Below are 25,919 nucleotides of genomic sequence, written 5' to 3'. Positions count from 1 at the left end.
TGCGCCTTCCAAGGCAGCTCAGCCGTTGTACCGCCGCAAGGCCGAGCGCGAACTGGCGACGGGGGCAAGCCCTGTTCGCGCAACGGCCATGGCGGAGATCACCCGTCATGACGACGCACAGCCGGACGCATGGGAGCAGTTGCTGACGAACGCAGGGCTCGAGGCGCGAGACGAACGCCCCCTGGCAGGAGAGCTGACGCCCACGCAAGCATCGCGACTGATGGGAGTGCTTCTGGGCAAGCCCGTCACGTTGAGCACCTTCCCGCCCCGGATGGCCGCGGGCTTCATCCTGCGCGAGGTGATGGGGGGACGCGCGGTCACGCGGCAGGAGTTGTCCCGGCGGGCGGAGCGCTTTTCGCGGGAACGGATCGCGGTGTTACGCCCCGACGGTTACCTGGCCTGGGCACTCACCGGGCGCACCCAGCAGAAGGTCGCGACGGTTGAGTGGAGGGATGGCGCCTTCCGCGCGCATGGCTTCGAGCTGGGTCGCTTCTACAGCGGCAGGGGCGGTGCATTCCGAGCCGTAGACGCACAGCTCCAGGCCTCGGACTGGCGGCCCCTGGCGGAGGTGTACGACGACGCGGACGTCATCAGCCGCACGCTGGACGGAGCCGAGGACGCCTTCGTGGAGCTGTACCACGCGCTGGGACAGTTGCTCTCGCGTCCGGTGGACAGCATCGCGGGACTGAGCCACCTGCCAGCGGGCGTAGCGGCGCTCATCGCGTCCTCGCCCATGTACTGGGAACGCTTCCAGTCCATGACCCGTGGCGAGCAGATCCGCGAAGTTTCGCGGCTGACCACGGGCCTGCTCATCACCGGGGGAGCGGCCTCGGCCACGACGCGGACGCTGAAGGGGATGACGGTCGGCGCGGAGGTCTCGGTACCGGTGCTCTCACTGTCGGCGGAGGGGGCGCTGGCACTGGAACGCGTCTCGGTTCCAGCGGGGCGCGCGGCGGCGGCACTGAGCGGCGGGCCCGGAGCGGCCATCATCCTCCAGCGTGCGAACGCGCAGGGCAGTGGCGCCGCTCCGTCCAAAGGGCCAGGGCAGTGGGCGCCCGCCAGGGAGTCGATGTCTCCGCGTGCCCGGGCCTACCAGGAGCAGATCACCGGGCACACGGCGGACGAGGCGTACTGGGTCGGCGGCACGAGTACGAAGGACGGAGGCGTCAAGTTCGATGGGTTCAGGGATGACGTGCTCCTGGACGCCAAGGGCCCCGGTTACTCGGCGTTCTTCAATGAGGACCTCTCCCCCAAGAATTGGTTCACGCTCTCGGGCAAGGCCGAGGAACTCGCGACCCAGGGAGCCCGGCAGGTCGAAGCCGTCCATGGGATGGGGATCCGGATTGAATGGCACGTCGCCGAGAAGCATGCGGCAGACTCCATTCGGAAGCTGCTAGAGGGCAAGAACGTCACGGAAATCATCGTCATCCCTACCCCGGTGCGCCCGTTGAAGCCTTGAGAGATACATCTCATGACGACCCTCGCTGATTCCAGGACCTATCCGGAGACCTACTACGCAGGTGCCTACTGGGGGGCGCGACGAGAGTCTCCCGAGGAGTGTGCCCAGCGTGCGGCGGCCTTTTTCAACCTGCTGGCCGCATGCGATCCCCTGCTAGCGAACTGGAACAAGATCCCCAAGCCGCGCGGAAGGGGACGCAAGACGCCTCTCATGCCTCCCGACCTGCCCACGCTGACGGAGGCGTTCCGGCGTGGCGTCAACCGCGAGCCGGGCGGACCGGCCTTCGAGCAATTGGGGCTGACGGTCAGCGCATACAACGATGGGCCTCCCAATGAGATGGTGTCCGTGAGTATGACCTGCGGGAGCTACTCGCAGCGCAAGTCCGCCAACGTCTGCGTTCTGTCTCTCCCATCGAAAGGAGAGAGCGCGGAGCGCCTCATCACCGCCTCGATGCTGACGGACGTGACGCGCAGCATGGCGCTGGCCTGGGAACCCGATTGGGCGGTGGCCATGTCCGAGACATATCGGGGGATGGACGGCAGGCAGGGCCAGGACGACCCGTGGCTTGGCTGGGTGACGTACCTCGCCCGTGACCGAGGCACCGTGCCCCCCCTGCCCGCCCCCGTGCGCATCGAACCGGTGGAGGACAAGGGCACGCTGATCATCCTCACCCCCGAGCGATTCACCGTGGCCAACCCCGAGCACATCGCCCTGGCGCGGCGGGTGCGCGAACTGCTGGCCCGGGCCGGGCTCATGCGAAGAGCTGGAGCAGGTCCTCGCGGGTGATGGCGGCGGCGCCCCCGGCCTCGCTGAGCGCGGCTTCGAACAGGGCTCGCTTCTTCTCCTGGAGGCCCAGAATCTTCTCCTCCACCGTGCCCTGGGACACCAGCCGGTAGACCATCACCGGCCGCTCCTGCCCGATGCGGTGCGCCCGGTCCGCGGCCTGCGCCTCCACCGCCGGGTTCCACCACGGGTCCATCAGGAACACGTGGTCCGCCGCCGTGAGGTTCAGGCCCGTGCCGCCGGCCTTCAGCGACATGAGCAGCACCGGCGCTCCGTCCTGGCCCTGGAAGCGCGCCGTCACCTCGCCCCGGTTCGCCGTCGCTCCGTCCAGCCGCTCGAAGCCGATGCCCGCTTCCTTGAGCCCCGGCTCGATGAGGTCCAACAGCGACGTCCACTGCGAGAACACCAGCGCCTTGTGGCCCTCCGACACCGCCGTCTCCAGCGCGTCCACCAGCGTCTGCACCTTGGAGGACGTCTTCGCGTGCTGCCCCGGCACCAGCGCCGAATGGCAGGCCGCCTGCCTCAACCGCAGCAGCGCCTCCAGCGCCTTGAGCACGCTGCCACCCTCGTTGAGCAGCGCCACCACCTCCGCGCGCGTCGCCGCCATCACCGCGTCGTAGACGGAGCGCTCGCGCTCATCCAACTGCACGTGCATCACGGAGTCCGTGCGCGGCGGCAGCTCCGGCGCCACGTCCCGCTTGAGGCGGCGCAGGATGAACGGCCGGATGCGGCGGCGCAGGCCCTCCGCCGCTCCAGGCTTGCCGTCCGCGATGGGCTGCGCCGTCTTCTCCTCGAACTGGCGGCGCCCGCCCAACAGGCCCGGGTTGGTGAAGTGCATCAGGCTCCAGAGCTCATCCAGGCGGTTCTCCAGCGGCGTGCCGCTGAGCGCCAGCCGCAGGTTCGCCTTGAGCCCGAACGCCGCGCGCGACACCTGGCTCTCCGGGTTCTTGATGGCCTGGGCCTCGTCCAGCACCACCGCCTCCCACGTGGGCGCGCCCAGCACCGCCGCGTCCAGGCGCAACAGCGCGTACGTGGTGAGCGTGATGTCCGCCGCGGGGTCCAGCTTGCGGCCCGGGCCGTGATACACGCAGACCTTCAGGGACGGCCGGAAGCGCGCGAGCTCCGCCACCCAGTTGGGCAGCACGCTCGTGGGACACACCACCAGCGACTTCGGCCCCAGGATGCAGATGGTCTGGAGCGTCTTTCCCAGACCCATGTCGTCCGCGAGGATGCCGCCCAGCCCCGCCCCCTTGAGGAACGACAGCCAGCTCACCCCCTGCTGCTGGTACGCGCGCAGCGTGGCGTTGAGCTCCGCGGGCAGCACCGGCGGCGGCAGCTTCTCGAAGCCCTCCACCAGCGGGGCCAGCCTGTCCAACCCGGGAGGCGGCGGCTGGTCCAACGACTCGCACAACTGCGTCAGCTCCGGCAGCGCGTGGTTCGCGACGCGGCCGTCCGCCTGACGCGCGGCCAGCAGGTCCGCCACGCGCTGCCCGTTCTTGTCCAGCCACGCGCGCGGCAGCGGCGCCCAGCCCCCTCCGTCCAGCGGCACCAGCCCCAGGCCCTCCGTCCACGCCCGCACCACCGCCGCCGCGTCCACCGTGCGCGCGCCGCCCTTGCCGCCCTCCACCTCGAACTCCAGCGTGAAGCGCACCTCCGGCACGCCCGCGCCGGACGCGCCGCCCTCCACGCGCAAGGATGGCTTGAGGCGCATGTCCGGGCTGACGATGCCCGCCGCGTCGCCGCCCAGGTCGCCCCGGAACTTCCGCAGCTTGTCCGCGAAGCGCATCATCTCCGGCCCCTGCACCGTCAGCCGGCGGCCGGGCACCAGGTTCAGCTCGTCACGCAACTGGTGGAGCAGCTTCTGCTCCGCGGCCTCGTCGCGCAGCGGCACCGCGCCGCGCAGGTACACCATGCGCCCGTTGTCGATGCGCACCGTCGGCGGCGCGCCGTACACCAGCGTGGGCAGCACCGACAGGCCCTGGGTGAGCTGGTTCAGCTCCAGGAGGATGCGCGGCTTCAGGTCGCGGTCCAGCGGCGGCAGGCGGCGGCTGCGCATGTCCACCGGCATGCGCCGCGCCAGCTCCGGCAGAATCTTCGCGGACAGCTCCCCCAACTGCTCCGGCGAGTACGTGCGCACCAGCGGCAGGTGCTGCAGCCACGCGCCCGTCATCGCCGTCTCCCCCAGGCGCACCAGGGACTCCGCCGTCAGCGCGACGCCGGGGCTCACCACCTCCGTGATGCGCGGGTCGCGCGTGATGGTGATGACCCACTGCTGGCCCTTGTCCTCCACCTTCGCGCGCGGGGGCAGCACCTCGCTGGACACCGCCACCGGCCGGCCGTCCAGCAGCACGTTGCGCGCGGGCTCCAGGGCCCGCAGCAGCGCGTCCAGCTTCTCCGCCAGCAGCGGCCCCCGGGTGCGCCGCTCCAGCAGGCGCTCCATCACCAGGTCCACCTGCTCCACCTGCAGCGTGACGCCGGCCTGCGGCTTCGCCAGGCGCCCGGTGAGGTCCTCCAGCGGCTCCTCCGTGCCGTCCGCGTGCGCGAGGACGCGGTGCAGTTGCAGCCCGCCCTCCACGCGCGTGAAGCGGTACACCACGCGCGACCAGCGCTCCGACACCGCCTCCAGCGGCGCGTCCTGCTTCTCCGCCTTGTCCAGGGAGATGGCCGCCGCGACCACGTGCTCGCACGGGTCCACCGGGCTGGGGCAGTCGCACTCCCACGCCTCGTCGCCCGGGTAGAGGACGACGGTGAAGGCCACGGCCCGGCCCGCCACCTTCACGCGCAGCTCGACCTCCGAGCCCGTGCGCGACTGGAGCGCCACCGCGCCGTCCCGCGCGAGGCTGACGCCCTTGGACCAGAGTCCCGGCTTGGCTTCTTTCCGGACGGCTTCGAGGAGCTGGGTGTTCTCGGACATGGCAGGCGGCTTCCCTACGCCCCGCCACGCCCGTGCGCAACGTCGGATGCGTCCCGGCTGACGGCCAGGCTACTCGTCGTCGTAGGACGGCTCGAAGAGGTAGGTGAGCTTCACCAGGAACTCGCGGCTGAACACCGGCAGGGGCGCGTGGCCGCCGTTGTAGGGCTGGGCCACCCGGAAGTCGCTGCCCAGCAGGTTGTAGACGCCCGCGCCAATCTCCAGGCCCTTCGTCCCCACGTTCTCCGCGCGCACGAAGAGGTTGAGCAGCAGCCGGGGCGACAGCGTCTGGACCTCCGACACGCCCTCCTCGTCCGGCGCCCCCACGGCGAAGCGCTGGCCCACCAGCACGGCGGTGGGGCTGACGGACAGCCACGGCAGCACCTTCGCCGTGCCCGTCAGCGTCACCTTGTGCGTGGGCAGGCCGGTGAAGGCGTTGGGCTGGCCGGGCACCAGGTAGTCCTCCACGTCGTTGCGCCCGCCCGGCCGGTAGAACGAATAGCCCGCCTGCGCGCGGCCCCAGGACCCGCGCAGCCGGTAGTCCAGCTCGATGCCCCGGCTGCCCAGGCGGCCCAGGTTGCGGTACGCCTCCGTGCCCGTGTCCACGTCGTACGAATAGATGATGGGGTCCGTCACGCCCACGTCGAAGGCGTTGGCGCTCAGGCTCTGGCCCTCGCCCAGGCGCACGGTGGCCTCCAGCTCGTACACCGTGGTGCGCTCCGGCCGGACGTCGTCGCCCAGGGAGATGTTCTCGATGCCCGGCGCGCGGAAGGCGCGGCTGTAGAGGGCCTTGCCGCTCACCGGCCCGAAGGACTTGAGCAGCACCAGGCGCGGCACGAACGAGCTGCCGAAGGCGCTGTGGTCCTCGAAGCGCGCGCCCGCCACCACCGTGGCGATGGGGTTGTCCGAGTACACCTCCATGAAGGCCGCGACGTTGCGGTAGGAGACGACGTCCTCGTCGCCGTTGAAGGGCTCCTGCAGGCCGATGCCCGCGGGGCCCCGGAGCTGGCCCTGGTCGAACGCCAGGTCCACGCCGCCCGTGAGCTGGAGGTAGTCGAGCGCCGCCCAGCGCGCCAGGGCCCGGCCCCGCAGGCGCCGGTAGCGCTTGTCGTAGAAGAAGTCCGACGACTCGTCCGAGTCCCGGTAGGACTCGCCCAGCGTGAGGTTCAGCCGGGGGATTATCTCAATCCGGTCCGTGGGCCGGAAGCGGTCGCTCAGCTCCGCGTGGAAGGACTCGAAGTCCGTGTCCGCGGGCGCGGGCAGCACCTCGTCCACGGAGACCACCGACGAGGTGTCCTGACGCTGGTACAGCACGCTCAACTGGAGGTCGCGGTAGCCCACGCCGGCCTGCACCACCGTAGGGTCCAACCGCGACGCGCCGTTCATGCTCGCGGAGCCGCCGTAGAAGTCGTCGAACACGGCGTCGCTGCGCTGCCCCTGTCCCAGCGACGCGGAGGCGAACGCGCTCAGGCCCGGCACGCTCTCGAAGACCTTGCGGCCGGACAGCGTGAGGCTGCGGCGGCCCAGGCCGTGCGCGAGCTGCCCGTACGTGCCCACCGCCAGCGCGTCCGTGCTGCCCTGGATGCCCCGGGTGATGACGTTGATGACGGCCAGCTCCGCGTTGCCGCCGTAGATGACGGAGCCGGGGCCGCGCACGACCTCGATGCGCTCAATCAGCTCCACCGGGAACTCGTGCCCCAACTGCATCGTGGAGTAGAGCTGCTCGTTCATCTCCTTGCCGTCGATGATGAGCAGCACCTTGCCTTCCTGGCCCCACAGGCCCCGGAAGCCCGGCCCCACCGTGCCCTGCACGTCCACGCCGAAGAAGAAGCCGGGCACGTTCAGCAGCACGTCCATCAGGTCGCGCGCACCGGAGGCCTTGATTTCATCCGCGGTGATGGCCGTCACCACCGCCGGCGAGTCGTGCAGCTTCGTGATGGCGAACGACGCCACCTGGCTGTGCACCTCCGGCTCGTCCTCCAAAGGGAGGTCGCGCTGCTCCTGGGCGGAGGGCGTCTCCGGCGGCCCGGGGTCCAGGGTGGGCTCCGGCGCCGTCTGCGCGAAGCCCGTGCCCGCGCCCAACACCGCAAGCCATACACACACACGACGCCCGTGCCTGGTGAAACCCATACGAAACAACCTTCTCGAAGTGGAGGGTGGCGAGCCTGGAGCCCCGGGGGAGTCCGGCCTCACGTGACTCGGAGTGTACCGGCTCCAGCGCCGTCCGAAAGTTCTGGGATTGCGCGCACTGCGTCGAATGCGGGCGTGAGCCTTGTTTCACTTCACGCGCACGCGGGTGCTGCGGCCCGGCTCGACCTCCACGGTCATCCGCCGCTTCACCTCGCCGTTGACGCGGACCTCCACCTTCGCCGGGCCGGAAGGCAGGGCCTGCGCGGAGATGGGCGGGAAGCCATACGGCCGGCCGTTGATCCACACCTCGCCGTAGAGCCCCGGCGACGTCACCTCCAAATCACCCCGCTGCGCCACGGCGGCGTTCGCCACGGAGGGCTCCGGCGGCTTCGCGGGCTCCGGGTCGCGCGGCGCCGCCACGGGTGTCCCCGCGGACGGGGGCGAGGCCGGGACCACGGCCGCCACCGGCGCCACGGCGGGCTTCGGCGCGGGCGGCGTCAGTTCCGCGGTGAGGTCGCGGTTGAGCGAGCGCACCGAGTCCGCGTCCACCTCCACCGTCTCCTCGTACAGGCGGCGGTCGCCCTGCGCGAGCACCACGCGGTGCGCGCCCGCGGACACCGTCAGCCGCGCCGGCGTCATGTCCACCGCCCTGCCATCCACCATCACCACCAGCCCCGGCGGCGTGGACGTCACCAGCAGCAGCCCTCCCCTCGCCTCTTCCTGCGCGGCGGCCGGAGTGGCCTGCTGCTCGCGGGCGGCCCGCGCGGCGGCGAGCTTCGCGGCGCGCGTGCGGGGCGGCGTCCGTCCAGGCGCCGGCTCCCGGGGCGTGGGCGCCTGCGCGGGCTTCGACTGCTCGCGCGAGCGCAGGTCGGTGGCGATGCCCAACAGCCGCGTCAGGTCGCTGTCCTTGTCATCCGGACGCAGCAGCTTGAGCGCCTCCGTGAACTGCGCGACCGCGCGACCGTAGTCGCGGTCCTCCAGCGCGGCCAGCCCCGAAGCGCGCAGCGCCCGGATGACGCCCGCGTTCGCGTCCTCCGACGGCGGAGGCTCGGAGGAAGGCGGGGCCACGGCGGGCGTGGGCGTGGGAAGCCGCGTGGCGACGGGCTCCGGCGGCGCGGCCCTGCGCGAGCGGACCATCAGGTACGCCCCGGCGTTCACGGCCACGGTGCCCAGCAGGATGACGGCGACCCAGGTCTTCTGATTCTTCACGTTCACAGTCCCACTTCCCACGACGACACGGTGCGCCCGCCCTTCACGCGATGAACAGCCAGAACACCGCGCTGCCCACCAGCGCGACCCCCGCCGCCACGGCCAGCCCCCAGGGGAAGGCCCCGGCCGCGGCCACCGGCTCCGGCTGCGGGATGACGCCCGTGGTGGAGCCCGTCCCCGTGCTCCGGGGCAGCACGCCGGTGGGCACCAGCGCGCTCGGCTCGTGCAGCTCCACCGGGTGCTCCGGCGGCGCGAAGGGGGACGGGGCGGAGATGCCGGTGGGCGTGCGCGTGGAGCCCATGCCCGCGGCCTCCGCCGACGCGCCCGCCGAAGCGCCTGTCGACGAGCCCGGCATGGACCCCGGCACCGCCAGCGCCGTGGACACGCGGCCGGAGGCATCCGGGGGAAAGAGCGTGGCCATCAAGGTCGCCAGCTCCCGGCCGCCGGACGTCCAGTGCTGCGCCGTGCGGTAGCGCTCCAGGTCGTCGTGCAGCTCGCGCGCCGTCTGGTAGCGCTGCGCGGGGTCCTTCGCCAGGCACTTGAGCAGGATGCGCTCCAGCTCCGGCGGGAAGCCCGGCGCCACGTGCGACGGCGGCGGCACGTCCCCCGCCGACGCGGCCATGATGGTGGCCTCCATGGAGTCGCGCTTGAACAGCCGGCGCCCCGTGGACGCCTCGTAGAGCACGATGCCCAGCGAATACAGGTCCGAGCGGTGGTCCAGCTCCCGGTTCGTGATCTGCTCCGGAGACATGTACGCGTACTTGCCCTTCACCACCCCGGCCACCGTGCGCTCCAGGTTCACGGAGCTCTTCACGATGCCGAAGTCCGCCAGCTTCACGATGCCGTCGCGCGACACCAGCACGTTGCCCGGCGTGATGTCCCGGTGCACCAGCTTCAGGGGCGTCCCGTCCGACAGCGTCTTCGCGTGCGCGTACGTGAGCGCGTCCGACATGGCCAGCCCCACGTCCACCGTCACCCGGGGCCCCAGCGGGATGTTCGCCGCCGCCGCGTGCCGCATGATGCGGTCCAGCGACTGGCCCTGGATCCACTCCATCGCCAGGTAGTACTGACCGTCGATCTTCCCGAAGTCGAACACCTGCACGATGTTCGGGTGCGTCAGCAGCGCCGCGACCTTCGCCTCGTCCGCGAACATCCGCGCGAAGGGCTCCAGGTTCGCGTACTCCGGCAGGATGCGCTTGATGACGCACGCCTTGGAGAAGCCGTCCGGCCCGTCAATCGTCGCCAGGAACAGGTGCGCCATCCCGCCCGTGGCGAGCCGCTGCACCATGCGGTACTTCCCGAAGAGGGGGTTCACCCCGGGTGCGGCCGGCGTAGGCGTCGCGGTATCAACCCTGTCCAAATTGTACTCCCGGGACGGAACTCGCAATTCCGGGAAGATACCGATGCCGAGACCTCCCCACAAGTTTCGCACAACGTGTCAACTGGTTTTACGGAGAATACACTTTAACAACGTGACGGATCGGTGACACGCGGGGCACCCGGCATATCCTCCGGGTCCTCAAGCGCATGGCGACCTCCTCCTCAGACGCCCCGTCCCCGCAGGCCGCTCCCCGTCCGCTGTCCGCCCGGGACATCCGCACCCTGGGGCTGGCGGCGCTGGGGGGCGCGCTGGAGTTCTATGACTTCATCATCTTCGTGTTCTTCACGGCGGTGATGGGGAAGCTGTTCTTCCCTCCGGAGACGGCGGACTGGCTGCGGCAGTTGCAGACGTTCGGGCTGTTCGCGGCGGGGTACCTGGCGCGGCCGCTGGGCGGCATCGTGATGGCGCACTTCGGGGACAGGACCGGGCGCAAGCGGATGTTCACGTTGAGCGTCTTCCTGATGTCGGTGCCCACGCTGTGCATCGGCCTGCTGCCCACGTTCGCCACGGCCGGGTACGCGGCGCCGCTGCTGCTGCTGCTCTTGCGGCTGCTCCAGGGGGCGGCGGTGGGCGGAGAGGTGCCGGGCGCGTGGGTGTTCGTCTCCGAGCACGTGCCGGAGCGCCGGGTGGGCCTGGCGTGCGGGACGCTCACCTCCGGGCTCACGCTGGGCATCCTCCTGGGCTCGCTGGTGGCCACGGCGGTCAACACCGCGTTCACGCCGGAGCAGGTGCTGGCGTACGGCTGGCGCGTGCCCTTCGTGGTGGGCGGCGTGTTCGGCTTCTTCGCCGTGTTCCTGCGCCGCTGGCTCCAGGAGACGCCCGTCTTCGAGGAGATGCGCCAGAAGAAGGCGCTGGTGCGCGAGTTGCCGCTCAAGGCCGCGCTGCGCGGCCACGCGCCCGCCGTCGTCGTGTCCATGCTGTTCACCTGGGTGCTCACCGCCGGCATCGTGGTGATCATCCTGATGACGCCCACGCTGATGCAGCAGTTGCACGGCATCCCGCCCGCGAAGGCGCTGGCGGCCAACAGCGTGGCCACGCTCACGCTCACGCTGGGCTGCGTCTGCTACGGCCTGCTCGCGGACCGGCTGGGGCCCACGCGGGCCATGGCGCTCGGCTCGGGGATGCTGCTCGTCGCGGCGCAGGTGTTCTACCGGGGCGTGGCGAGCGCGCCGGAGCACCTGGTGCCGCTCTACGCGGGCGTGGGGTTCTGCGTGGGCGTGGCCGGCGTGGTGCCCGCGGTGATGGTGCACGCCTTCCCCCCGGCGGTGCGCTTCTCCGGCCTGTCGTTCTCCTACAACGTGGCGTACGCGCTGTTCGGCGGCCTCACGCCGCTCGCCGTGACGCTGGCCTTGAAAGAGAACCCGCTCGCGCCCGCGCACTACGTCTCCGCGGTGTGCGCGGTGGGGCTCGGGGTGTCCCTGGTGCTGTTCAAGGGCTTCAGCGCCCGCTCCCCGGACGAGCAGCCCGCGCCCTCGCGCTGACGCCTGGTGGGCCGCCTGCCCCACGGCCGGCGGTGTTGACCTGTCGTCGCAGCACGAGAAAAGCGGGTTCATCCCGTTGGTTGGACCCGAGGCCGTCGGTTATGCCGGCAGGGAAGCGGGGGCGCTCCAGACGCGCCCTGTTCACACCCCGCGAATCCCCTGTCCTCGCATGTGCTTCCGAACGGCGGAAAGGCACGCGCATCTGGTCCTCGCCGTTCGACGGATTCTGGCATGACCCGTGGCAACACCTCGCTCTTCCAGAGCGGCATCCCCAGCTTCGACGCCCTCCTGGGCGGAGGCATCCCCCCGCGTCAGTCCTTCATCGTCACCGGCACGCCGGGGTCGGGCAAGACGGTGCTGTGCAGCCAGGTGGCCTTCGCGGCCGCGGCGCGCGGCATGCCCGTGGTGGTGGTCACCGTCACCTCGGAGCCCCACGACAAGCTGATGGAGGCGCTGTCCGCCTTCTCCTTCTTCCAGCCGGATCTGCTGGGCGAGAAGCTCTTCCTCATCAGCGCCTACTCCGCGCTCAAGCGGGGGCCCAAGGAGGCCCGGGAGCTCATCCTCCAGACGGTGCGCGAGCGCGGCGCGGCCATGCTCTTCATCGACGGGCTGCGCTCCATCCGCGACCTCTGGCAGGACGAGGCGCGGCTGCGCGAGTTCCTCTACGAGCTGGGCATCGGCCTGGCCGCCTGCAACTGCATCGGCCTGTTCACCACGGAGTACCCGCTGGGCCGGTTGATGGAGCTGCCGGAGGCCACCACGGTGGACGGCATCGTGGCGCTGTCCATCCAGCCGCACGGCTCCCGCCGGGTGCGCCGCGTGGAGGTGGTGAAGCTGCGCGGCCGGCCCCACCTCACCGGTGAGCACACCATGATCATGCGCCAGAGCGGCGTGGAGTTCATCCCGCGCCTGGAGGCCGTCCTCCTGGAGCTGCGGGACGAGCCGCCCACGCTCAAGCGCATGGCGTTCGGGCTCCCGGAGCTGGACGCGCTGATGCACGGCGGGCTTCCGGAGCTCAGCACCACGATGCTCGCGGGGAGCATGGGCATTGGCAAGACGCTGGTGGCCCTGCACTTCGCCGCGGATGGCGCGCGCCACGGTCAGAAGTCGCTCTTCGTCTCCTTCTTCGACGCTCCGGCCATGCTCCGGGCCCGCGCCCAGCGCGTGGGACTGGACGTGGCCCCGCTGCTGGACGATGGGCGGTTGACGCTGCGCTTCGTGCCGCCCATGGAGCTGGAGGCGGACGAGCTCATCCGGGACCTGCTGGCGCAGGTGGACGCGCTCGGCGTCAAGCGACTGGTGCTGGACGGGCTGACGGAGCTGGAGCTGTCCATCCTGGACGCCTCGCGGCGGCGCACCTTCCTGGCGTCGCTGGCGATGCGGCTGCGCATGCGCGGCATCACCACCGTGTTCACGCGGGAGGTGCCGAAGATCGTCGGCACGGAGCTGGACTTCAACGACGCGCCCATCGCCAGCCTGGGAGAGAACCTGCTGCTCCTGCGCTACGTGGAGCTGCACGGCCAGATGCACCGCCTGCTGTCCGTGCTCAAGATGCGTGACAGCGAGTACTCCGCGGACCTGCGCGAGTTCCAGATCCAGGACACGGGCGTGAAGGTGCTGGCCCCGCTGCGTTCCGCCATGGGCCTGCTCACCGGACAGGCCCGGCCGCTGGGGACGCACATTGGAGGAATGGGTGAATGAGCCTGGTCCTCATCGCGGAGGATGAAGAGGCGCTGCTGGAGGTCTTCTCCGAGGTGGTGGAGGACCTGGGCCACCGCGTGGTGCGCGCGCACAACGGGGAGGAGGCGCTGCTGCTGGCCCGCACGGAGACGCCGGACCTGGTGGTCAGCGACCACATGATGCCGCGCAAGACGGGCATGCAGTTGCTGCACGCCATGCGCTCCGAGCCGGCCCTGTCGGACGTGCCCTTCCTGCTCCTGAGCGCGGCGCGTCCGCAGGGGCGCGAGGCCGCCCAGACCTTCCTCGCGAAGCCGGTGGACCTGACCACCTTCGAGCAGGCGGTGAGCCAGGCGCTCCAGCACCGGCTCGCGGCCCGCCAGGAAGCGGGCCCCACCGCGCGCGAGCCCTCCAACGCGCTGGGCCTGGCCCGCGAGGAGATGCTCAACTGGGTGGCGCACGAGCTGAAGACGCCGCTCAGCTCCGCGCGGCTCAACACGCAGTTGCTGCTGCGCAAGGTGCACAAGCGCGGCATTGACGACGAGCGCCGCTCCGCGGAGGCCGTGCTGCGCCAGTTGGACCGGATGAACGGGCTGGTGACGTCCATCCTGGACGCCTCCCGGCTGGCGGACGGGAAGCTGGAGCTGAAGCTCCAGCCCACGGAGCTGACGCCCTTCCTCCAGGAGCTCGTCCAGGAGTGGCGCGAGCTGCAACCGGAGATGGACTTCTCCCTGCGCGCCATGGAGCAGGTGGAGCCGCTGATGATGGACGCGGAGCGGCTGCGCCAGGTGCTCAACAACCTGCTGTCCAACGCGGTGAAGTACAGCGGCACGTCGCGCCACGTCGAGGTGGGCGTGGCGATCAACCCGGGCCTCGTCCTCGTCCACGTGCGCGACTGGGGCGTGGGCATCCCCGCCAGCGCCCTGCCCCACGTCTTCGACCGCTTCCAGCGCGCGGACGAGGACCGCGGGCGCGGCCACGGCCTGGGCCTCTTCATCGCCGCGGCCCTCGCGAAGCTGCACGGCGGCTCGCTCTCCGCGCGCTCCACCCTGGGTGAAGGCTCCACCTTCACCCTGCGCCTGCCCCGGCGGAACTGAAGCAGCACTGCACGTTTCCGCCGCAACTCCATCCAGACCCAACAGCTTCGAAGTCCGTGAACACCCGGCGCTCTCGGTGAATTAGAAAGCGAGTGTGTCCACGCCTCCTTCGTCCCGGTGGTCCTCGCTGCGCGTGCTCAAGCACCGCGACTTCGCCCTGCTGTGGGGCGGAGCGGCGCTGTCCAACATCGGCACGTGGATGGAGGTGCTGGCGCTGGGCGTGTACGTGACGAAGGTGACGGGCCGGGCGGAGTGGACGGGCGGGGTGGCGGCGCTGACGTTCCTGCCGGCCATCGTGCTGTCGCCGTTGGGAGGCGCGCTGGGGGACCGGTTCGACCGGCGCCGGGCGGTGGGCATGGGGGCGCTGGTGCAGATGGCGCTCGCGGGCACGCTGGCGGCGCTGGCCTTCAGCGGGCGGCTGACGGTGCAGTGGGTGGCGGTCATCTCCTTCCTCAACGGCTGCGCGGTGACGCTCTTCACGCCCGCGTACTCCGCGATGATCGCCGTGTCGGTGCCGAAGGAGGACCTGCACAGCGCGCTCAGCCTCAACGCCGCGCAGAACAACCTGGGGCGCATCTGCGGGCCCGCGCTGGGGGCGCTCGTCATCGCGCACGCGGACGTGAGCTGGGCGCTGCTGCTCAACACGCTGTCCTTTGGCGCGGTGCTGCTGTCGCTCACGCGGGTGCGGGCCACGGCCGCGGGGAAGACGGCGGACTTCGGCGGGCTGTGGGCGGGCATCGTGCAGGGCCTCCGGGTGGCGCGCGCGGACGAGGCCCTGGTGGTGGCGCTGGGCGGCACGCTGGCCATCGCGGTGTGCATCGCGCCCTTCACGGCGCTGGCGCCGGTGATGGCCATCCAGGTGTTCCAGTTGGACGCGGGCGCGACGTCGGTGCTCGTCACGGCGCAGGGCGTGGGCTCGCTGCTGGCGGCGCTGGGCGCGGGGGCGCTCACGGACCGGCTGGGCAAGGGGCGGCTCCTGGAAGTGGCCCTGCTCTTGATTGGTCCCACGGCGGCGGCGTACTGGCTGTCACCGTCGCTGCCGGTCGCGGCGGTCGCGGTGATGGCGCTGGGCGCGCTGTACATGCTGACGCTCACGGGGCTGTCCGCGCTGTGCCTGACGCGCGTGTCCAACGAGCTCCAGGCGCGCATCGCCAGCCTCAGCGCGATGCTGCTCTTCGTGGGTTTCACGTTGGGCGTCTGGGTGCAGGGCGCGCTGGGGGACCGCTGGGGCATCCGGTGGGTCACCGCGAGCGCGGCCCTGGGGTTCTTCGTCCTCGCCGTGCTGTTGCGCGCCCTGCGCTCGCGCGGCTTCGCCGCCTTCGAAGTGTAACGGAGCCATCCCGATGACGACCTCCTCGCCGGCCACGCCGGGGAAGAAGCGCGCCCCGCTGCCCCTCGTCTCCAGGAGCCAGCCGCTCCCGCTGTCCTTCATGCAGCAGCGCCTGTGGTTCCTGGCGCAGTTGGAGGGCACGAGCGCCACGTACAACGTCTACTTCTTCGTGCGGCTGAAGGGCGCGCTGGACGCGGGCGCGCTGGCGCGGGCGCTCCAGGCGGTGGTGGCCCGCCATGAGTCGCTGCGCACCACGTTCGCCGCCGTGGGAGGCCAGCCGGTGCAGCGCATCGCCCCGGCGCTGGAGGTGCCCCTGCGCGGGGTGGACCTGTCCACGCACGGGGAGGCGCGGGAGCGCGCCCTCCGCGACTTCGCGGAGGCGGAGGCCCGCGGGCCCTTCGACCTGGAGCGCGGGCCGCTGGTGCGGACCACGCTGGCGCGGATGGCTGCGGACGAGCACGCGCTGCTCTTCGTCACGCACCACATCGTCTGCGACGCGGTGTCGCTGGGGTGGATGGCGAACGAGCTGAGCGCGCTCTACACCGCCTTCACGCGCGACGAACCGCCCCGCCTGCCGGAGCTGCCGGCGCAGTACGCGGACTTCGCGCACTGGCAGCGGCAGACGCTCACGGGTGACTTCCTGGAGGCCGAGCGCGCGTGGTGGAAGGAGCGGCTGTCCGGAGCGCCGCCCGCGCTGGAGCTGCCCACGGACCGCCCCCGTCCGCCGCGCCAGACGTCGCGGGGCGCGGTGTACCGCCTGCCCATGGCTCCGGCGCTGGCCACGGGCATCCGCGAGCTGAGCCGCAAGGCCGCGGTCACGCCGTACATGGCGCTGCTGGCGGCGTTCCAGGTGCTGCTCCTGCGCTACAGCGGGCAGGAGGACCTGGTGGTGGGCACGCCCGTGGCGGGGCGCGGACGTCGCGAGGTGGAGCGGCTCATCGGCTTCTTCGCCAACACGCTGGCGCTGCGGCTGGACGCGTCCGGCGACCCGACGTTCCTCGCGCTGCTGGGCCGCGTGCGGGACGTGTGCATGGGCGCGTACGCGCACCCGGACATGCCCTTCGAACAACTGGTGGACCTGCTGGTGCCCCAGCGCGACCCCAGCCGCTCGCCGTTGTTCCAGGCGATGTTCGTGCACGTGAACTCGCCGTGGGCCGCGCTCAAGTGGCCCGGCCTCACCGTGACGGAGGTGGACTTCGAGCCCGGCGTCGCGCGCTTCGACATCACCCTGTTCCTCTATGAGGACCCGCAGGGCATGGAGGCCCGCTGGGAGTACAACGCGGACCTCTTCGACGAGGCGACGGTGGCGCGCATGGCCGCGCACTACGCGCGCCTGCTGGAGGGTGCCGTCGCCCGGCCGGAGTCTCCCGTCTCCGCGCTCCCCCTGCTGACGCCGCGCGAGCGGGAGCGCGCGGTGGTGGACTGGAATGACACGTTCGCCCAGGTGCCGGTGCGCTCCGGCGTGCATGCCCTCTTCGAGGACAGCGTGCGCAGGAGCCCGGACGCGGTGGCGGTGCGCTTCGGGGACGCGCACCTGACGTACGCGGAGCTGGAGGCCCGGGCGAACCGCGTGGCCCATGCGCTGCGGGCGCGCGGCGTGACGCCGGACACGGCGGTGGGGCTGTGCGTGGACCGCTCGCTGGAGCTGGCGGTGGGCGTGCTGGGCATCCTCAAGTCCGGGGCGGCCTACTGCCCGTTGGATCCGGCCTATCCGCCGGAGCGGCTGGCGCTGATGCTCCAGACGTCGCGCGCGAGGGTGCTCGTCACCCGGCGCTCGCTGGCGTCCGGACTGCCGGAGGACGGCGTGGAGCGGCTGTTCCTGGAGGACGACCAGGACATGCCGGCGACGGCGCCCGTGCCCGTGGGAGGGCCGGACACGCTGGCCTACGTCATCTTCACGTCCGGCTCCACGGGGGTGCCCAAGGGCGTGGCGATGCCACACCGCCCGCTGCTCAACCTCATCCAGTGGCAGGTGCGCCGCTCCGCCGCGCCCCGGGGGCGCACGCTCCAGTTCTCCGCGCTGAGCTTCGACGTGTGCTTCCAGGAGATGCTGCCCACCTTCGCCGCGGGCGGAGAGCTGGTGCTCATGCCGGAGGACACGCGGCGCGACGGACGGGCCCTGCTCACGCTGATGCGCGCGCATGGCGTGGAGCGCATCTTCCTGCCCTTCGTGGCGCTCCAGCACCTGGCGGAGGTGGCGGACGCGGAGGGGCTGGTGCCCACGACGCTGCGGGAGATCAACACCGCGGGCGAGCAACTGCGGATGACGCCCGCGCTGCGCAGGCTGCTGCACGCGCTGGACGGGTGCGTGCTGGACAACCACTACGGCCCCACGGAGACGCACGCGGCCAGCGCCCACGTGCTGAAGGGGAACCCGGACACCTGGCCGGACCTGCCGCCCATCGGCCGCACCATCACCAACGCGCGGACGTACCTGCTGGACGCGCGCGGCGAGCCGGTGCCGGTGGGCGTCGCGGGCGAGCTGTTCATCGGCGGGGCGGGGCTGGCGCGGGGCTACCTGCACCGGCCGGACCTGACGGCGGAGCGCTTCATGCCGGATCCGCTGAGCCCGCACCCGGGCGCGCGGATGTACCGCACCGGTGACTTCGCCCGGTACCTGCCGGACGGCACGCTGGAGTTCCTGGGCCGGCGCGACGCACAGGTGAAGCTGCGCGGCTATCGCATCGAGCTGCCGGAGGTGGAGGCGGCGGTGGCGAAGCTGCCGGGCGTGAAGGACGTGGCGGTGGTGGCCCGCGAGGACCCGGCCCGGGGCAAGCACCTGGTGGCCTACGTGGTGACGCAGCCCGGGGCGGCCGTGGAGGCCGGCGAGCTCAAGGCGGCGCTGCGCGACCGGCTGCCGGAGTACATGGTGCCCGCGGCCTTCGTGCTGCTGGACGCGTTCCCGCTCACGCCCAGCGGCAAGTTGGATCGCCGCGCCTTGCCTGCCCCGGGCGACGACGCGGAAGGCGCCCGGGACTTCGTGGCCCCGCGCACGCCGCTGGAGACGGAGGTCGCGGGTGTCTTCGCCTCGCTGCTGCAACTGCCGCGAGTGGGCGCGCAGGGCCACTTCTTCGAGTTGGGCGGTCACTCGCTCCTGGCGACGCAGGTGACGTCGCGGCTGCGCGACCGGCTCCAGGTGGACCTGCCCGTGCGCGCGCTGTTCGCCTTCCCCACCGTGGAGGAGTTGGCGGAGCACCTGTCCACGCTGAAGCCGGAGGCGTGCCAGACCGCGGAGCCGCCGCTCGAGCCCCGCCCGCGCGGCGAGACGCCGCCCCTGTCCTTCGCGCAGGCGCGCCTGTGGTTCCTCACGCGGATGGATCCGGAAGGGTTCTCGTACAACCTGCCCTGGTTCACGCGCTGGACGGGCCCGCTCGACGCCGATGCTTTGGAGCGGAGTCTCCAGCGTCTGGTCCAGCGGCACGAAGCACTGCGCACGACCTTCGAGGAGCACCAGGGCCAGCCGGTGCAGCGCATCACTCCGGCGCTGGAGGTGCCCTTGCGCAGGGAGCAGGTGGCTTCGCCGGATGCGCCTACGCACCGGGCGGAGGCCATTGCTCCGGCGCTGGAGGCGCCTCTGCGCCGTGGGCAGGAGGCCTCGCAGGAGCCCCCCACGCGCCGGGCGGAGGCCATTGCTCCGGCACTGTTCGTCCTCCTGCGCCGCGAACAGGTGGCCTCGCAGGAAGCGCTCATGCACCGGGCGGAGGCAGAGGTGCGCCGCCCCTTTGACCTTGCGCAAGGCCCCTTGCTGCGCGCGACGCTGGTGCGCGTGGGTGACGGGGACCATGCCCTGCTCATCACGCTGCACCACATCATCTGTGACGGCTGGTCGCTGGGCGTGATGGAGCGCGAGCTGACCGCGCTCTACCGTGAGGAGACAGGTGGAGCCGCGGCGGAGCTGCCCGCGCTGCCGCTCCAGCCCGCGGACTTCGCGCGCTGGCAGCGCCTGGCTTGGGTGGGCGCGACGGTGGAGGAGCGGCTCGGTTGGTGGAAGGCCCGGCTCCAGGACGCGCCTCCCGCCCTGATGCTGCCCACGGACCGGCCGCGTCCGGCGGTGCAGACCTTCGAGGGCGCGCACCTGGCCTGGAAGGCCTCGCCCGCGCTGTCCCGGGCCGTGGAGGCCCTGGGCCAGCGCCACGGCGTGACGCCCTTCATGTTGCTGCTGGCGGGCTTCCACGCACTGCTCTCCCGCTACAGCGGTCAGGACGACCTCGTCATCGGCGCGCCGCTCGCCGGCCGTCAGCGGCAGGAACTGGAGGGACTGGTCGGCTTCTTCATCAACACCGTGCCGCTGCGGATCACCTCCCCCCAGGGCGCGAGCTTCCGCGACCTGGTGGGGCTCACGCGCGACGTGACTTTGGAGGCCTTCGCCCATCAGGACCTGCCCTTCGAGCAACTGGTGAACGCGCTCCAGCCCGAGCGCGACACCAGCCGCGCGCCGCTGTTCCAGGTGATGTTCGTCCTCCAGAACGCCGGAGGCGCTCCGGCGCGGGCCCTGCCGGACCTGGCCGTGGAGCCACTCGACGTGGAGACGGGGATGTCGAAGTTCGACCTCACCCTCTTCGCGCAGGAGGCCCAGGAGGGCCTGGGCTTCCTCTGGGAGTACAACACCGCCCTCTTCGAGGAGGCGACGGTGGCGCGCATGGCCACGCACTACACGCGCCTGCTGGAGGCCGCCGTCTCCGACTTCGAGCGGCCCCTCTCCCGCATCCCGCTGCTCTCCGAGGACGAGCGTCACCAACTGCTGGTGACCTGGAACGACACCCACGCGGGCCATCCACGCGACGCGTCCCTGCCCTCCCTCTTCGAAGCACAGGCCGCGCGCGCGCCACACGCCATCGCGGTGACGTTCGAAGGCAGCCACCTGACGTACGCGGAGCTGGACGTCCGCGCCAACCAGCTCGCGAACCACCTGCGGGGCCTGGGCGTGGGCGCGGGCACTCCGGTGGGCCTGTGCACCGGCCGCTCGCTGGAGCTGGTGGTGGCCACGCTGGCCATCCTCAAGGCCGGTGGCGCCTACGTCCCGTTGGATCCGTCCTACCCGACCGAGCGACTCCTCTTCATGGCCCGCGACACGCGGCTGCCGGTGCTGCTCGTGCAGCCGGGACAGGAGCTGAAGCTCGCGGCGCTGGAGGCGCGGGTGGTGGTGCTGGAGCCGTCATGGCGCCCGTTCGCGCGGGAGTCCACGCAGGCGCCGCGCATCACCGTACCGCCCGAGGCGCTGGCCTACGTCATGTACACGTCCGGCAGCACTGGCCGGCCCAAGGGCGTGTGCATCCCGCACCGGGGCGTGGTGCGGCTGGTGACGGGCACGAACTACGCGCGGTTCGGACCGGAGGAGGTGCTCCTCCAGCTTGCGCCCATCTCCTTCGACGCGGCGACGCTGGAGCTGTGGGGCGCGCTGCTGCACGGCGCGAAGCTGGTCGTCTTCCCGGCGCACCAGCCCTCGCTGGAGGAGCTGGGTGCGACGCTGGAGCGCGAGCGCATCACCACGCTGTTCCTCACCACCGCGCTGTTCGAGCAGATGGTGATGGCGCAGCCCCGCGCGCTCGCGAGCGTGCGGCAGGTGATGACGGGCGGAGACTTGATGTCGCCCGTGGCCGCACGGAGGCTCCTGGAGGCGGGCCAGCCCATCGTCAACGCCTACGGCCCCACGGAGAACACGACGATCTCCACCGCGTACCGGCTCACCGTCCCCGCGGATGCGCGAGCCCCCATCCCCATTGGCGGTCCCATCGCCAACTCGCGGGCCTACGTGCTGGACGCGCTGGGAGCCCCGGCCCCGGTGGGTGTGGCGGGCGAGCTGTACGTGGGCGGTGACGGCCTGGCGTGGGGCTACCTGCACCAGCCCGCGCTGACGGCGGAGCGCTTCGTTCCGCACCCGTTCAGCACCACGCCAGGAGCGCGGCTGTACCGCACGGGAGACCGCGCGAGGTGGCGCCCCGACGGCGTGCTCGACTTCCTCGGCCGGAACGATTCGCAGGTGAAGCTGCGCGGCTTCCGCATCGAGCCCGGAGAGATTGAGACCGCCCTCAAGGACTCGGAGGGCGTCACGGACGCGGTCGTCGTCGTGCGCGAGGACGCCCCCGGCGACAAGCGCCTGGTGGCCTACGTCGCCGGCATGGCGGTGGAGCCGGTCGCGCTGCGCGCCAGCCTCGCCGCGAAGCTGCCGGTGCACCTGGTCCCCTCCGCCATCGTGAAGCTGGAGCGGCTGCCGCTCACGCCGTCGGGAAAGGTGGACCGCAAGGCCCTGCCCGCACCGGACGCGAGCGGGAGCAAGGACACCTACGTCGCGCCGCGCGAGGGCTGGGAGTCCCTGGTCGCGGAGCTGTGGGCGCCCCTCTTGAACGTCAGCCGCGTGGGGGCGCACGACCACTTCTTCGAGCTGGGAGGCCACTCGCTCCTGGCCACGCGAGTGGTGTCGCGTCTACGGGACGTGCTCCAGCAGGACGTCCCCGTGCGGCTGCTCTTCGAAGCGCCCACCGTGGCCCGCTTCGCGGAGCGCCTGGAGGACCTGAAGAAGGGAGGCCATGGGCCCCCCACGCCCCCCATCGTCGAGGTCTCGCGTGAGCAGCCGCTGCCGCTGTCCTTCGCGCAGCAGCGGCTGTGGTTCCTCGCGCGGCTGGATCCGGAAGGGTACGCATACAACGTCCCCTTCTTCTTCCAACTGGAAGGGCCGCTGGATGCCCGCGCCCTGGAAGCCGCGCTGGACGCGCTCATCCAGCGCCATGAGGCCCTGCGCACGACCTTCTCCGAGGAGGGCGGCCAGCCCGTGCAGCACGTCCGTGCGCATCAGCCCCTGACGCTCGCGCGGGAGGAGACCCCGGACGCCGCGCTCCGCCAGCGCGCGGAGGCGGAGCTTCGCAAGCCCTTCGACCTGGAGCATGGACCGCTCGTGCGCGCCACGCTGGTGCGCACCGCGCCGGAGCGTCACGCGCTCCTGCTGGTCATGCACCACATCGTCTGTGACTTCTGGTCCATCGACATCCTGGTGCGCGAGCTCAAGGCCCTCTACAGCGCCAGGTCCCCTGCCCTGCCCCAGCTCCCCGTGCAGTACCCGGACTTCGCGGCCTGGCAGCGGCAGGTGATGCAGGGGGAGCCCCTGGAGGCGCAGCGCGCATGGTGGAGGCAGCACCTGGAGGGCGCACCTCCCACGCTGGACCTGCCCACGGACCGGCCGCGTCCGCCCGTGCAGTCCTTCAAGGGGCTTCAGCTCTCGCGCCCGCTGCCTGCGTCTCTTCCCGCCGCCATCCAGTCACTGGCGCGGGATGCGGGCGTCACGCCCTTCATGCTGCTGCTCGCGGGCTTCCATGCGCTGCTCGCCCGTCACAGCGGCCAGGAGGACTTCGTCATCGGCACGCCCATCGCCGGGCGCGGCCGTCGCGAGGTGGAGAACCTCATCGGCTTATTCACCAACACCCTCGCCCTTCGCGTGGATGCGTCCGGCGCGGAGAGCTTCCGCTCGCTGCTGGGCCGCGTGCGCGAAGCCTGCCTCGGCGCCTACGCCCACCAGGACATGCCCTTCGAGCAGCTCGTCGACGCGCTCGTCCCTTCGCGCGACCTGAGCCGCTCGCCGCTCTTCCAGGTGATGTTCGTCTTCCAGAACGCGGGGGCGCCGTGGGAGCTGCCCGGCGTCTCCGTGCGGGCGCTGACCTTCGAGCCCGGCATGGCCAAGTTCGACCTCACCCTCTTCGTGCGCGAGTCACCCGAAGGCTGGTCGAGCGCGTGGGAATACAACACCGCCCTCTTCGACGAGGACACGGTCGCGCGCTTCGCGGACCACTACACCCAGCTCCTGGGAAGCGCGCTCGCGACACCGGATGCCCCGCTGGCCACGCTGTCCCTGCTCACCGACGGGGAGCAACGGCAGCTCGCGCAGTGGACGCTCCAGTCCGTGCCCTACCCCTCCGTGTCCAGCGTCCACGCCTTCTTCGAGGCCACGGCCACGCGCACGCCTGACGCCATCGCGGTGCGCTTCGGAGCGCGAACGCTCACCTACGCGGAGCTGGAGCGCCGCTCCAACCAGCTCGCGCACCACCTGCGCCGGCACGGCGTGGGCGCCGACGTCCGCGTGGGCATCCACCTGCACCGCTCGCTGGAGCTGGCCGTGGCCGTGCTGGGAACGCTCAAGGCGGGAGGCGCCTACGTGCCGCTGGATCCGGCCTATCCGCCGGAGCGGCTCGCCGCGATGCTCCAGGCCTCCGGGGTGGCGGTGCTGCTCACGTCGCGGGCGCTGCACGGCACCCTCGGCGGCGGCACCGCGCTGTCGCTGGAGCTCGACACGCAGGCGGACCTCCTCGCCCGCGAGTCCGACGCGCGCCCCGCCCCCGTGGGCAACGCGCAGGCGCTCGCCTACGTCATCTTCACCTCCGGCTCCACCGGCACGCCCAAGGGCATCGCGATGCACCGCGAGGCGCTGGTGAACCTGCTCCACTGGCAACTGGGGGACTCGGTGGCGCCCGGGGCGCGCACGCTCCAGTTCTCCGCGCTGAGCTTCGATGTGTCGTTCCAGGAGTTGTTCGCGACCTGGGCCGCGGGCGGTGAGCTGGTGCTGCTCACCGACGAGACCCGCCGCGACGCAAGCCAGCTCCTCGCGCTGCTGGAGAGCGCGGGCATCGAGCGGTTCTTCATGCCCTTCGTCGCGCTCCAGAACCTGGCGGAGGTGGCCGAGCGCGAGGGCACCTGGCCCACGCGGGTCCGGGAGATCATGGTCGCGGGCGAGCAACTGCGCATGTCGCCCGCGCTCCGCCGCTTCATGAAGCGCACGGGCGCCGTGCTGCACAACCACTACGGGCCCTCCGAGGCCCACGCGGTGACGTCGCTGTCGCTGAAGGGCGACCCGGTGGCGTGGCCGGACCTGCCCTCCATCGGCAGGCCCTTGAGCAACGTGGCCATCCACGTGCTGGACGCGCACCTGCGTCCGGTGCCGCGAGGCGTGACGGGCGAGCTGTACGTGGGCGGGGTCCAGGTCTGCCGCGGCTACCTGGATCAGCCCGGCCTCACCGCCGACCGCTTCATCCCCGACCCGCACAGCCCCACGCCGGGAGGCCGACTGTACCGCACCGGCGACTGGGCGCGGTTCCTGCCGGACGGCACGCTGGAGTTCCTCGGCCGGCGCGACGCGCAGGTGAAGGTGCGCGGCTTCCGCATCGAGACCGGCGAAGTCGAAGCGGCGCTGGCGCAGCACCCGTCGGTGCGGGACTGCATCGTCGACGCGAGGGACGACGGCAGCGGCCAGAAGCGGCTGGTGGCCTGGGTGGTGGGCGCCGCCGGGACGTCACTGGACGTCGGCGCGCTGCGGATCTTCCTCCAGCAGCGGCTGCCGGAATACATGGTGCCCGCGCGCTGGGTCCCGCTGGAGCAGTTCCCGCTGACGCCCTCGGGCAAGGTGAACCGCAAGGCGCTGCCCGCGCCGGAAGGAGGCCGCGACTCCACCCGGACCCTGGTGGCGCCCCGGACGCCGCTGGAGCTGCGGCTCGTGCGCATCTGGGAGGAGGTGCTGGGCGTGCATCCCATTGGCGTGCGCGACAACTTCTTCGAGCTGGGCGGGCACTCGCTGCTGACCTTGCGGTTGCAGTCCGCCATCCGCGCCAGGCTGGGCCGTCCGCTGCCCGTGTCCGCGCTCTTCCAGAACGCGACCGTGGAGCACCTGGCGGGTCTGCTCCGGGATGACGCCGCGCCGTGGTCGCCGCTCGTCGCGATTCAAGAGGGCCAGGAAGGCGTGCGTCCCTTCTTCTGCGTCCACGCGGTGGGCGGCAACGTCGCGCCCTACGCGGAGCTGGCCCGGGCGCTGGGGCCGAAGCAGCCCTTCTACGGGCTCCAGGCCCGCGGACTGGACGGCGCGGAGCCTCCCTGCGAGTCCATTCCGGAGATGGCGGCCCTCTACGTGCGCGCCCTCCGGGAGGTCCAACCCCACGGCCCCTATCTGCTGGGCGGCTGGTCCATGGGCGGCAGCATCGCGTGGGAGATGGCCCACCAGCTCAGGCGCGAGGGCGAGACGGTGGCGCTGCTCGCGCTGCTGGACACGTCCGCGAGCCTGCACTCCGGCAACCCGGAGGACGCGAAGGCACGGCTGAGCGCGCTGTTCCTGGAGGATCTGCTGCGCGCCTCGGGCCAGCCGCTGCCGGCGAACGAAGGACGCTCCCCCGACCAGTGGATGGCGGCGCTGGAGCAGGCCAGCCAGCCCCTGTTCGCGGCGGAGCAGCCGCTGCGCGACATGCGCCAGGCGTTCGAGGTCCACCTGCACGCGGCCTGGGTCTACGCACCGCCACTGGCCAGCGGGCCCTTCACCCTGTTCGAAGCGGAGGGCTCGCGCTGGGACCACGGCTGGGCCGCCTACGCGCCCGGCGGGCTGGACGCGCACACCGTCCCCGGAGACCACTACTCCTTCCTCAAGCCACCCCACGTCCAGGTGCTGGCCGACAGGCTGCGCGACGCGCTCACGAAGGCCCAGGCGCCCTGACA

11 protein-coding genes are annotated in these 25,919 nt (G+C 71.8%); 7 read left to right on the top strand and 4 right to left on the bottom strand.

All coding sequences use genetic code 11. From position 1 onward, the window contains the following. The first annotated feature begins 25 nt into the window (after positions 1-25). Both K8612_RS39300 and K8612_RS20040 read left to right on the top strand, forming a co-directional pair. Positions 26-1,459, top strand: a complete 1,434-nt coding sequence (locus tag K8612_RS39300) for a Tox-REase-5 domain-containing protein (protein ID WP_304503982.1) — start codon at positions 26-28, stop codon at positions 1,457-1,459. A gap of 12 nt (positions 1,460-1,471) precedes the next feature. Next, entirely contained in the window at positions 1,472-2,245 is a 774-nt protein-coding gene (locus K8612_RS20040) for an immunity 52 family protein (RefSeq protein WP_373692118.1), read from the top strand. On the opposite strand, the gene K8612_RS20035 is transcribed toward K8612_RS20040, so the two are convergent. The 4 genes from K8612_RS20035 to K8612_RS20020 all read right to left on the bottom strand — a co-directional run bounded on the left by K8612_RS20035 (position 2,211) and on the right by K8612_RS20020 (position 9,807). After that, the gene (locus tag K8612_RS20035) at positions 2,211-5,156 is read right to left on the bottom strand and encodes a DEAD/DEAH box helicase (RefSeq protein WP_223763455.1); all 2,946 of its coding nucleotides are present in this window, start codon (positions 5,154-5,156) and stop codon (positions 2,211-2,213) included. The genes K8612_RS20040 and K8612_RS20035 overlap by 35 nt on opposite strands. 69 nt (positions 5,157-5,225) lie before the next feature. Next, complete coding sequence (locus K8612_RS20030; protein WP_223763454.1) at positions 5,226-7,256, bottom strand: TonB-dependent receptor domain-containing protein; 2,031 nt, start codon at positions 7,254-7,256, stop codon at positions 5,226-5,228. 174 nt (positions 7,257-7,430) lie between these two features. Next, complete coding sequence (locus tag K8612_RS20025; protein ID WP_223763453.1) at positions 7,431-8,492, bottom strand: PEGA domain-containing protein; 1,062 nt, start codon at positions 8,490-8,492, stop codon at positions 7,431-7,433. Positions 8,493-8,535: 43 nt separating this feature from the next. Further along, positions 8,536-9,807: a serine/threonine-protein kinase gene (locus tag K8612_RS20020; RefSeq protein WP_223763452.1), complete on the bottom strand. Its 1,272-nt coding sequence runs from the start codon at positions 9,805-9,807 to the stop codon at positions 8,536-8,538. A gap of 212 nt (positions 9,808-10,019) precedes the next feature. Between K8612_RS20020 and K8612_RS20015 the strand changes: the two genes are divergently transcribed. The 5 genes from K8612_RS20015 (at position 10,020) to K8612_RS19995 (ending at position 25,917) form a co-directional block, all read left to right on the top strand. Next, entirely contained in the window at positions 10,020-11,354 is a 1,335-nt protein-coding gene (locus K8612_RS20015) for an MFS transporter (protein WP_223763451.1), read from the top strand. Between the two features lie 231 nt (positions 11,355-11,585). Beyond that, complete coding sequence (locus tag K8612_RS20010; protein WP_223763450.1) at positions 11,586-13,055, top strand: ATPase domain-containing protein; 1,470 nt, start codon at positions 11,586-11,588, stop codon at positions 13,053-13,055. Further along, the gene (locus tag K8612_RS20005) at positions 13,052-14,128 is read left to right on the top strand and encodes a hybrid sensor histidine kinase/response regulator (RefSeq protein ID WP_223763449.1); all 1,077 of its coding nucleotides are present in this window, start codon (positions 13,052-13,054) and stop codon (positions 14,126-14,128) included. The genes K8612_RS20010 and K8612_RS20005 overlap by 4 nt, the downstream gene beginning before the upstream one ends. A 94-nt stretch (positions 14,129-14,222) precedes the next feature. Continuing rightward, positions 14,223-15,458: an MFS transporter gene (locus K8612_RS20000; RefSeq protein ID WP_223763448.1), complete on the top strand. Its 1,236-nt coding sequence runs from the start codon at positions 14,223-14,225 to the stop codon at positions 15,456-15,458. A gap of 13 nt (positions 15,459-15,471) precedes the next feature. Then, positions 15,472-25,917: a non-ribosomal peptide synthetase gene (locus tag K8612_RS19995; protein ID WP_223763447.1), complete on the top strand. Its 10,446-nt coding sequence runs from the start codon at positions 15,472-15,474 to the stop codon at positions 25,915-25,917. Positions 25,918-25,919 lie beyond the last annotated feature (2 nt).

This window comes from Corallococcus sp. AS-1-6 (assembly GCF_020037015.1).
Lineage (GTDB): Bacteria > Myxococcota > Myxococcia > Myxococcales > Myxococcaceae > Corallococcus.
The sequence above is the reverse complement of the archived record's forward strand: the minus strand, read 5'-3'. Positions and strand labels throughout refer to the sequence as shown.